General features: G+C 43.6%; 13 protein-coding genes and 1 pseudogene. All 14 read left to right on the top strand.

From position 1 onward, the window contains the following. Window positions 1-644 (top strand): tetratricopeptide repeat protein (locus tag CPT76_RS33390; RefSeq protein ID WP_105445962.1); only part of this gene is annotated, 644 nt, incomplete at its 5' end. 23 nt (window positions 645-667) lie between these two features. After that, window positions 668-1,450, top strand: a complete 783-nt coding sequence (locus CPT76_RS33385) for a P-loop NTPase family protein (protein WP_105445961.1) — start codon at window positions 668-670, stop codon at window positions 1,448-1,450. Between the two features lie 13 nt (window positions 1,451-1,463). Then, window positions 1,464-1,970, top strand: coding sequence for a DUF6886 family protein (locus tag CPT76_RS33380; RefSeq protein ID WP_105445960.1), 507 nt, complete (start codon window positions 1,464-1,466; stop codon window positions 1,968-1,970). A 324-nt stretch (window positions 1,971-2,294) separates the two neighbouring features. Further along, window positions 2,295-2,735 carry a GNAT family N-acetyltransferase gene (locus tag CPT76_RS33375; protein WP_105445959.1) on the top strand — a complete coding sequence of 147 codons (441 nt, stop codon included), beginning with the start codon at window positions 2,295-2,297 and terminating at the stop codon, window positions 2,733-2,735. Between the two features lie 33 nt (window positions 2,736-2,768). Then, the gene (locus tag CPT76_RS33370) at window positions 2,769-3,497 is read left to right on the top strand and encodes an HAD family hydrolase (protein WP_105445958.1); all 729 of its coding nucleotides are present in this window, start codon (window positions 2,769-2,771) and stop codon (window positions 3,495-3,497) included. Continuing rightward, window positions 3,482-4,000: a DinB family protein gene (locus CPT76_RS33365; protein WP_105445957.1), complete on the top strand. Its 519-nt coding sequence runs from the start codon at window positions 3,482-3,484 to the stop codon at window positions 3,998-4,000. The genes CPT76_RS33370 and CPT76_RS33365 overlap by 16 nt, the downstream gene beginning before the upstream one ends. A gap of 227 nt (window positions 4,001-4,227) precedes the next feature. Next, window positions 4,228-4,671: a VOC family protein gene (locus CPT76_RS33360; protein WP_105445956.1), complete on the top strand. Its 444-nt coding sequence runs from the start codon at window positions 4,228-4,230 to the stop codon at window positions 4,669-4,671. 29 nt (window positions 4,672-4,700) lie between these two features. After that, the gene (locus CPT76_RS33355; RefSeq protein WP_181153220.1) at window positions 4,701-5,069 is read left to right on the top strand and encodes a VOC family protein; all 369 of its coding nucleotides are present in this window, start codon (window positions 4,701-4,703) and stop codon (window positions 5,067-5,069) included. 399 nt (window positions 5,070-5,468) lie between these two features. Beyond that, window positions 5,469-5,834 (top strand): DUF2185 domain-containing protein, encoded by a 366-nt coding sequence (locus tag CPT76_RS33345; RefSeq protein WP_219845490.1) that lies wholly within the window; start codon window positions 5,469-5,471, stop codon window positions 5,832-5,834. Window positions 5,835-6,096: 262 nt separating this feature from the next. After that, a complete protein-coding gene (locus CPT76_RS33340) occupies window positions 6,097-6,786 on the top strand; it encodes a class I SAM-dependent methyltransferase (protein ID WP_105445952.1) in 690 nt (229 codons plus the stop codon). A gap of 32 nt (window positions 6,787-6,818) precedes the next feature. Continuing rightward, entirely contained in the window at window positions 6,819-7,343 is a 525-nt protein-coding gene (locus CPT76_RS33335; protein ID WP_105446066.1) for a DinB family protein, read from the top strand. 75 nt (window positions 7,344-7,418) lie between these two features. After that, the gene (locus tag CPT76_RS33330) at window positions 7,419-8,459 is read left to right on the top strand and encodes an NAD(P)-dependent alcohol dehydrogenase (RefSeq protein ID WP_258169042.1); all 1,041 of its coding nucleotides are present in this window, start codon (window positions 7,419-7,421) and stop codon (window positions 8,457-8,459) included. 97 nt (window positions 8,460-8,556) lie between these two features. Next, window positions 8,557-8,997 (top strand): VOC family protein, encoded by a 441-nt coding sequence (locus CPT76_RS33325; protein WP_105445951.1) that lies wholly within the window; start codon window positions 8,557-8,559, stop codon window positions 8,995-8,997. 383 nt (window positions 8,998-9,380) lie between these two features. Then, a pseudogene (locus tag CPT76_RS33320) lies at window positions 9,381-9,811 on the top strand (GNAT family N-acetyltransferase). Window positions 9,812-9,976: the final 165 nt, after the last annotated feature.

Genomic DNA, 9,976 nt, shown 5'->3' with positions numbered 1-9,976 from the left:
AATTATATTTTGAAGGTAGATACCGAGAGGCAGCTGACATTTTTAGAGAGTGTATCGCTAAACAGCTTGAATTGAACTCAAGCATCAACTACCTGGGCTGCTGTGAATTGCAATTGGGGAACTTTGAGCAAGCATTAGGTTGGTTTGATAAAGTGATAGGCAGAGCCCCACATTGGGAAAGACCTTACATGAATAAGAGCAGGGTTTTCATAAAGCAGGGAAACCTAATTGAAGCAAAGAAGTGCTTAGATGATGCACTACAAATAAATCCTGAACATGAAGATGTTTATTACTATCTTGGGATTTACTATGAAAAATGTGACGACCTATTCAAAGCAGAGGAAGCATATAACAAATCCTTAGATATCGATGCGAATCAACCGGAAACCTTACTAAATCAAGGAATTGTAGTCTCTCGCCAAGGTAAATATGTTGAGGCAATCGGGTATTTTCAGAAGGTCATTGCGCTTGATCCAAATGAAAGTGATGCTTACTGGAATATTACTCAGATCTATGTATCGACAAAGGACTATAACCAGGCATTATTGTATTTGGACAAATATATGATTTTAAATATGGATGATAAGGAAGCTCAAGAATTAAGAGTAACATTGGAGCGGGAAATGACAGATTCGAGGAATTAACTAAAAAATGAAGGGAGAACGTTATGCATATCGGTGTCGACTTGGATGCTCACGACAAAGACAATCACTTGTACATGGAAGGGGATCTAAATCATCCGGCGGATTATGAGTCCGTGGCTTGTTTGGACTTTAAAGAGTATGAAGTGTTGAAAAATAAGTACCCTGAATTGGGCGATATAATAAATCAATTCACTCAGACGGTAAGGCAATACCGGTTAATTTACTACGGCAAGTTACAGCAACAAATACCTATCGACCAATATAAAAGCCTCATCGATGAGTTAGCCGGATTAGATGTATACAATGGATCGTTGGATCGATATCAAGAGCTTGTCATTGAAAGATGGGAAGAGTTCGTTAGCGATACTCAAAAAGCGGAAGGAACCGTCATATTAGAATGCTGCTTTTTGCAGAATCCGCTGACTATGATGTTCGGGCGGTTCAATCAGTCACAACAAGTGATTAATGATTTTTTAAAGAGATTAGAAACGATTATTCAACCTTTACATCCTAAAATCATTTACTTTTATCAAGACGATATAAGGTCAACCATCAGCAGAGTCACTCAGGAACGATCGGATGATTGGCTGCGCCATATTACGTGGTATTTCACAGAGCAGGGATTCGGTAAGGCAAAGGGATATCACGGTGTGGATGGCCTTTGTGAGGTGCTGAAGGTACGCAAGGAATATGAATTAGACATCATGGATCATTTGAAAATCGATAAATTAACGATAAATAATACGGAATTTAATTGGGAACCTGTGTTGCAGGAGGTAAGGGGGTTCTTGGAAGTAGCGCATTGAAGGGGGAATACATATGAAGCTGTTTCATTTTAGCGAAGAACCCGGCATCCAAGTTTTTGAACCTCGGACCATATACGATCAAACCGATGCGAAAGTCTGGACGATCGATGAGTACCATGCGTCGCATTATTATTTTCCACGACCATGCCCCAGAGTCTGCATTTGGCCAAAGGATGATACAAGTGATATGGATAATGAACGTTTTTTTGGGATGTCGAAAACTAGCCGGATGATAGCCATTGAGACCGGGTGGTATGAACGGGTAAAAAAGGGTTCTATCTATCGTTACACTTTTGATGCGGCTGATTTCGAGTTGGAAGAAGAGAATGCGGGATACTATGTATCAAGACGTCCGGTTATACCGATGGAAGTAGAGAGAATCGACGATTTGATAACTGCGATTCTGAGTGAGGGTATAGAGCTAAGGATCACTCCATCGTTACAGCCCCTGCGAGAACAAATATTGAAGTCCAGCGTCAACTTTTCCATGATCCGTATGAGAAATGCAAGACAAGAATAATAGGCTGAAGAGATTTCAGTCGCCAGGGGGCTATCTCCTATTGGTCATCTACATGTATAATCATGGAAAAAGCTCCAGACAACAAACGACCCAGCCTAGAATAAGAGTGTTCTATGGCTGGGTTATTTCATAAATATGGAGAGTTTGATAAGAGGAGAAAGCGATGGAAAGAACAAAACTTTAGTAGAAGATTCCTTATTTGCGATTGTACTCATGAAAAATGAAATGATTTTAAAGAATGACCGTATTGAAATTCACTATAAGGAACAGAAATGAAGACAGCATTATACATGGATGCGATGACAGTTCACAAGGAGTAATCTCATGAACTTAACGATAAGAAGTGCGGAAGAAAAAGAAATCGATTTGATCGTAAGTATGAATAAAAAATTAATTGAAGACGAAGGCAGTACGAATCCAATGAATCGGGATGAACTAAAGGAGCGTATGCTCAACTGGTTGAGAACGGGTTGGAATATTGATTTATTGTGTATCCAGGACAGAATCATTGGATATGCTCTCTATCAATTTGGCACGAATCCATTTGATGAGAAGATAAAGGAAGTGTATGTAAGACAGTATTTTATAAGCAGAAACGAACGAAATCACGGTTACGGTATGGCTGGCGTAAGATTGTTGAAAGAGCAGCGATTTAAGGATATTCAAACTATAATCATTGATGTATTGGAAACAAACCCAACAGGGAAGAGGTTTTGGGAGAAAGCCGGGTTTAAACCTTACTACACTAACATGAGATTGGAATAGAGAATAGAGCGATTATGCGAAGGGACTGAGGTAATGAAAGTAAAGGCAATCTTTCTTGATTTTTATGGAACGTTGGTTCATGAAGATGACGATATTATTCCAAACATCTGTCAAGAAATTAAAGAGAATGCTAGTGAAAGTTGTGAAATCAGCGATATCGGAAGGCATTGGTGGAAAGAGTTTTCTACAATGTTTAAAAACAGTTATGGAGAAACTTTTCGGTCCCAACGAGAACTTGGGCTTCTTTCATTAACCAACACGATTACAAAATACAAGGCGAAATGCGATGCGCATTCGATCATCCAAAGCCAATTTGAACACTGGAGACAGCCTGCTATATATGAGGATACCCTTCCTTTTCTGAATGAATTCAAAAATTACCCCGTCTTAATCTTATCGAACATTGATTCATCTGATGTACTGGCTGCTACCCAATATCATGGCATCGAGGTAAATGACATCATTACAAGTGAAGATATGAAATCCTATAAGCCAAGACCTGAAATGTTTCTAGAAGCATTAAGGAGACATAACTTATCCGCTGATGAAGTTATACATATTGGAGATTCTTTTACGAGTGATGTTGGTGGGGCAAGCGATGTAGGCATTAGAACCGTATGGTTAAATCGTTTAAATAAGAAGAAGCCAGATGGCGCTGAACCAGACTTTATCTGTAGGGACCTATGGGAAGTAAGGGATGTCATCAACGGAATCGAAGAAGACAGTATCGTCAAGGAGGAGCCAGGATGCTTTACGATTTAAAAGGTGGGGCCAACATGGCTCCAATGGTGGGAACCTTATATTCCGCGGTAAAAGAGAACATCCAACGACTACAATCCATCACAAACGGTATGCCGCAAGAAGAGGTGGATTACAAGGGGCCCGATAACAAGTTTAACAGCACAGCTCAGTTAATCAGGCACCTCATGTATGTTGATCTGAACTGGGTTTATAGAATAAGGGTGCTCCCACTTCCACAGTCGCTTCAAAAGCAGTACGGCCCCATGATCGATGAGCATGGCAGGCTTCCGATGGTCCACGGAGTATCTTTGAATACACTTATGACTCAATATAACGGTGTATTATGCATGTTGAAAGAGGCATGTACGCAGCTAACCGATGCAGATCTTGAGAAAACCGTTTCTTTTGGACATGAAAATGAGAAGCAGGCAACGATACGCTGGGGGATATGGCATATGGCCGACCATAACCGCTATCATCAGGCGCATATCAATCTGCTTCGAAAGTGGTATAAAGAAAAGTGAATTCAAGGCAAAGCAGCTGGTGGAGAGAAATGTTCTAAGAGTCTAAGGAGGTATGAGGAATTCGAGATATATTATGCACGCGGGGATTTATATGCAAGTAAAGGATAAGTATTCTGAAGGAAATATAGATTTTGAAATAAAAGCCTTCGGGATTTTTAATCACTTTTTTGATTATTCTTCAAACCCAAATAGAGACTAAAAACCATCCAAACGAAGGAGTGTGCCCAATGAGTCCAACCTTTGCTTTCTCCCGTATTGGCTACGTATATGTGCCGACAACCCGTATTGATGAATCTATTGCGTGGTACACGGAAAACTTGGATTTCAAGTTAATGAATAAGTTTCAGGACCGTGGGTCTTATATTGCCGTGCTGCACCATCCTCATCAACATTCGATTGCTTTGCTGCTCATTGAAACAGAAAACAAGCAGCCGCTTGAAATTATGAGGAACGGCAAGCCTTTTCCGATCATGGCGATAAACTGTCCGGACATTGAGTACACCCATCAATTCATGAAGGACAAGGGGCTGATGGTCGAAGATTTGCAGACTCTGGGAGCTGGAGAAGCTAAATATTTTTACTTTAGAGATCATGAGGGGAATCTGCTGGAGGCCGCTTGGTCCATATGGGATCCACAGGACGAATTGAAAGAGGATTTTGTAAGGAGTTAACCCATTTCCAGAGAGGAGGGCGTTGTTTAATGGAATTGTTGAGTGGATACATTTATATCCCTGTAACGAATCTGGAACGCTCTGTAGAATGGTATGCCAAATATCTTCATTTTGAAACTGCGTTTGAAGATCCTTTGTACGTGGAAATGAGGTCAACAACGGGAATTCGGATCATGCTGATCGTAAGTGAAGAAGCGGTAAACTCACAGATGACGTATTCCAATGGTCCGCAAGCTGCGTATGGTTTTGTCGTTCCCGATATTGATCAAGCCAGGCAATGGCTGATGGATCATGGGATTGAAGTCAGACGGATTTCGAATTACCAGGGGAAGTCTTTTGGATTTTATGATCCGGATGGGAACATCATCGAATTATGGAGTGACTATCCGAAGGCATAACCTTTGCCTGAAAGATTTGCAAAAGGGTGATTGCAAAAATGATAAAGAGATTAGCGCTAGTTCCATATAATATGCTGATGCTCCTCGTGTGGATGTACTGGTACAGCCTTTTTTATTGGTGTATGGAGGGGTATGTGCCTGCCTATCTCATCATTGGAAGCTGCTTATTCCTCGCTCTAGTGTGGATTTCCGGTAATATTTTTTGGATACGAAGGGCTCAGCTTGCTTGGGGAAGTTCCGTTTTCATTATTGGATTAACCATGGTTTTGATGTGCTTCGATCCTGTATTAAAGCCCATTTATTTTGAAAAGATCAATTCGAAAGCGATGCATCAATCTTTTCAAATACTAGCGTATTTTAGAGATTGGAAATCATGATTTAGCAACAGGAGTGACGATGTTGAACTATCAGAATAAAAAGGAGTATTTTTTGTCAGCGGATCAGATCGTACAGTTAATCGACTCGAATGAAGGGTGTATTGCCAGCGACCGAATCACGGTGGATGGCTGCAAGGTCGGATTTATGTATCGGGAAGAAGTCTCGGGTAGCCCATATCCGGACAGCGGATGGCGGTTCATGGCCGGTGACGAAGACGAAGAATATATGGACAATGCCGATAACCATGCCATTTATCTGGTGAACACCATATGTAATTACGATCCAGACATCATCCCTTTTCTTCACTCGCCGCCAGGGACGGCATTCATACGGAATGAACGTGGCGCATTGGTGCTGGATGAGGAGTGGGAGGAGCCGGATGAGTAAGGGGCACAGCGAAACTTTTCAAGCTCTGATCGAGATTTTATGTTGAAATCATTCATGGGTCACAAATCTAAATAAATTGAACTAAAGAATAGGATGCAGGCAAGGGAGTAAAAGGATTCCGAAGAAGCGAAGCGTTCGTATTTGGCTTTCGGATTTCTACCTTAAGTGGGCCCTATACCATCAAGAAATCCGAAAACAAGAGCGATCGTAGGAACATTTTACGTACTTGCCCCATCACCCATTACTTTTAAGGAGTTATTAAATGTCAACCCAGGATCCTATCTATACGCATCACTCCAACATGTATGACGCCATGGTCAGCCGTCAGCCTGATTTATATGACATCATCAATACAATCAGAGTTTTCAAAAATGTGGACGTGCTGGATTTAGGCGCAGGGGCGGGGCGATTATCGACGGTGATTGCGCCTGAGGCAAAATCTCTGATCTGCACGGATATCTCCCGCCCGATGCTGAACATCTTGGAGAGCAAGCTGCAGAGGATGAACGGTCCGCTGAATTGGAAAACCGTGGTGTCGGACCATCGGCAGCTGCCCATACCCGATCAGAGCGTTGACCTGGTTGTTTCGGGGTGGAGTATTTGTTACCTGGCCGATACGTCGGATACTCATTGGGAACAGAATCTGGAACAAATCATGGCCGAGCTGCAGCGGGTGTTAAGGCCGAAGGGAACGGTCATTATTTTTGAAACGATGGGAACGGGATATGAGACGCCGCATCCCCCTGAATTTTTGCAGCCGTATTATGCATTACTTCAAGCCAAATACGGATTTGAACATCAATGGATCAGAACCGATTATGACTTTGGGAGTATCGAAGAAGCCATTCATCATACGGAGTTTTTCTTCGGACCAGAACTCGTTGATCGGATCCTCCAGAATCAGTGGACATCGGTTCCGGAATGTGCGGGGATCTGGTGGAAGCATTTTTGAAGATGAGCTTTTACCAAGAAAGGAGTGTTGATATGAACTTCCATTTGAATGAAGCCCTCGAAATATTGGGGCGCACGCCGCAAACCTTGGAGCGCTTCTTATCCGGTCTATCCGAGGGATGGCTGCATAGCAATGAAGGGGAAGGAACATGGAACCCGCTTGAAGTCGTTGAGCACCTCGTAGAAGCGGAGAAGCATAACTGGATCCCGCGGATGGATTCCATTCTTGCGGAAGGGGAAAATAATCCGTTTCCCACATTCGACCGCTATGCCCACTTGAAAGACACGTCTGAGAGAACCGTTGAAGAGGCATTATCAGAGTTCCATACCATTAGAATGGCGAATATATCCAAACTGAGGGCAGTCGTCAATCCTCTCGATCTGGAAAAGACCGGTCTGCATCCGGAATTCGGTGTTGTGAAGTTAAGGGAGCTGCTCTCTGCATGGGTTGTTCATGATTTTACGCATATGGCGCAAATGGTTCGGGTGATGGCGGAGAGATACCGGGCTGACGTTGGGCCGTGGAGTGCATATTTAGGCATTTTAAAAAGGAGCTGATCTCTTCTGCTTTCGAAGAGCTGCCTAGCTCGCCTTAGCGTTTAACCCTAATTTGAAGGTAGGATGGTGTCGGCCATGAAGACCGGGAGCGAGACGAAAGAGCATCAAGCAAGTTTAGGAACAGGTACGATGAGGGCGCTTGTCTATGAAACCTACGGACAGCCGGATGTTCTTCGGATCGAAGAGGTGGAAATCCCTAAGCCCAAGGAACATGAAGTGTTGATCGCGGTCCACGCCGCATCCGTAAATTCCTGGGACTGGGATCTCCTGCGCGGAAAACCGTTTGTGAACCGGATTGGTGGGATGCGGAAGCCCCGTTATCGCATTTTAGGTGCAGACATTGCAGGAAGGGTTATTACTGTGGGGGCGGCCGCCAAGCGGTTTCGTCCCGGCGACGAAGTGTTCGGGGATATTTCCGGCTGCGGCTGGGGAGGGTTTGCAGAGTACGTCTGCGCTGACGAAAAAGCACTGACGCCGAAGCCGGAAGGAGCGAGCTTCGAGCAGGCGGCAGCCATTCCTCAAGCAGCGGTTCTGGCCTTGCAAGGACTGCGCGATAAAGGAAAGCTAGCGAAAGGCTGTCACGTTCTCATCAATGGAGCCGGCGGCGGTGTAGGCACGTTCGGGATTCAATACGCCAAGCTGCATGGGGCAGTGGTAACCGGCGTAGATCGGGCCGAGAAGCTGGAAACGCTGCTTTCCGTAGGGGCGGATCATGTTGTGGATTATATGAATGAAGATTTTACTGCAGGTGATAAGCGGTATGATCTGATCCTCGATGTGGTCGGAAACCGATCCGTATTTGCGATCCAGCGCGCACTCCAACAGGGCGGCACTTATGTCATGGTGGGTGGTCCCTTTCCGCGTATTTTTCAGACATTATTGACTGCACCATGGACGGCCAGGCTTCAAAAAAAGAACTTGGGATTGCTGATCCATAAGCCGAACCATGAGGACCAGTTGATCTGGAGGTCTTTGGTCGAAACGGGTCAAGTCAAGCCTGTCATTGATCGGGTTTATTCGTTGGGGGACGCGGCCAAGGCTTTTGAGTATTTCGGCCAAGGTCGAGCGATAGGCAAGGTGGTCGTTCGAATAGACAGAGGCGTTCCGGATAAATAAGGATGTTTTAAGGAAAAAACTTGTAAATTTTAGGAATCCGTATAAAATGAATTCAATGTTTCATGGGACGTTACAAAATATCGGAGGAGAAGAGGATATGATTCAATCCATCGTTCATATCGCGCTAGTCGTTAAGGATTACGATGAAGCTATCGATTTTTATACGAAGAAGCTTCATTTTACGTTAGTTGAGGATACGTATCAGCCGGAACAGGATAAGCGCTGGGTCGTAGTTGCTCCTCCAGGCTCGGCAGGTACGACCATTTTGCTCGCAAGGGCATCGAAACCCGAACAGGAAGCATTCATCGGCAATCAGTCCGGCGGAAGAGTGTTTTTATTTCTGAATACGGATGATTTCTGGAGAGATTACAACGATATGATCGCCAAAGGGATCGAATTTGTGAGGGAGCCGAAAGAGCAGTCCTATGGAATGGTCGCCGTCTTTAAAGACCTGTATGGGAACCTGTGGGACTTGCTTCAATTGAAAGAAGGCCATCCGATCATGGAGCGAATGAAGGCGGGTTATTCTCTAAAGTGAAGAAGCTGATCATGTTCTGTTTGATGTTGTCTTTCTTAGTTGGCGGCTGCAGCTCAGAAAAATCTAATCATACGTCACAGGATGGAATTGCCGTGTATTTCAGCAAAAATGAAATGGAGTGAACATGGAAAGTCAGTATCCCCAAAAACTTCAGGGAGTGAGAAGCTTTCAGGTCTCTTCGGAATTTAATCAGAAATTGTTTAAAAAGAAGGCCTAGACAAGGAATACACACTTACAATAAAAAGCTTAGGAGAAGTTAGCGAATTAAAATTACAATTAATCGACGGCGAGAGGGATTTCTGAGATTCCTTGCGCTGTGCCTTTATAGTAGACGTCCTGGTTCCAACCGCAGTTTAACGATACGAACCCAATAGGAGGATACGATGCCCGAAATCTCCAAAATACGAAGAGGAACAGTCGATGAAGCGAATTACGTAAGAAATAAATTGATTGATTTAACTCCAAGCAAGTTCCCAATGGCATTTATGAAGAAGTGAACCTTTGCATAAAGGATGAAGAGGAACACATCATAGCCGGCTTAAACAGTGTGATATGCTGGAACTGGATGGAAATTGATATTTTGTGGGTAGATGATGAGCATCGTGGAAGCGGACATGGGAAAATGTTACTGGAGGAAGCGGAAGAAATTGCACGCTCAAAGCAGTGTACTTTCATAAAATTGAACACCTTCAGCTTTCAGGCTCCCGAGTTCTATAAGAAGTACGGATATAAAGAAATGGCTGTGATCGAGAACGCACCTCTAGGAAATAAGTATTACTACTTCATAAAAGAGTTAATCGATCATCAAGTTTAGGAGCATGATTGGAATGACAACAAGCTCAGGCAACGTAAGGGCTTGTTTTTTATACAAGTATTTATTGGTGAGCGGGTGATGTCAGTGAAGATTGAACTGAAAGCTTTATCAGAAACCGACGACAGAGAGATTTTTGAGATGATCCATGAAATTGGACTAGGCGAG

It is taken from the genome of Paenibacillus sp. AR247 (genome assembly GCF_002968895.1).
GTDB lineage: Bacteria > Bacillota > Bacilli > Paenibacillales > Paenibacillaceae > Paenibacillus_AQ > Paenibacillus_AQ favisporus.
Note: the sequence above shows the minus strand (reverse complement) of the source record. Positions and strands in the feature narration are given on the sequence as shown.

Coding starts and splice junctions, on each gene's coding strand:
- CPT76_RS33335 (WP_105446066.1), top strand. CDS start 6,819: ATGAACTTCCATTTGAATGAAGCCCTCGAAATATTGGGGCGCACGCCG.
- CPT76_RS33365 (WP_105445957.1), top strand. CDS start 3,482: ATGCTTTACGATTTAAAAGGTGGGGCCAACATGGCTCCAATGGTGGGA.
- CPT76_RS33385 (WP_105445961.1), top strand. CDS start 668: ATGCATATCGGTGTCGACTTGGATGCTCACGACAAAGACAATCACTTG.
- CPT76_RS33360 (WP_105445956.1), top strand. CDS start 4,228: ATGAGTCCAACCTTTGCTTTCTCCCGTATTGGCTACGTATATGTGCCG.
- CPT76_RS33355 (WP_181153220.1), top strand. CDS start 4,701: ATGGAATTGTTGAGTGGATACATTTATATCCCTGTAACGAATCTGGAA.
- CPT76_RS33330 (WP_258169042.1), top strand. CDS start 7,419: ATGAAGACCGGGAGCGAGACGAAAGAGCATCAAGCAAGTTTAGGAACA.
- CPT76_RS33375 (WP_105445959.1), top strand. CDS start 2,295: ATGAACTTAACGATAAGAAGTGCGGAAGAAAAAGAAATCGATTTGATC.
- CPT76_RS33340 (WP_105445952.1), top strand. CDS start 6,097: ATGTCAACCCAGGATCCTATCTATACGCATCACTCCAACATGTATGAC.
- CPT76_RS33380 (WP_105445960.1), top strand. CDS start 1,464: ATGAAGCTGTTTCATTTTAGCGAAGAACCCGGCATCCAAGTTTTTGAA.
- CPT76_RS33370 (WP_105445958.1), top strand. CDS start 2,769: ATGAAAGTAAAGGCAATCTTTCTTGATTTTTATGGAACGTTGGTTCAT.
- CPT76_RS33325 (WP_105445951.1), top strand. CDS start 8,557: ATGATTCAATCCATCGTTCATATCGCGCTAGTCGTTAAGGATTACGAT.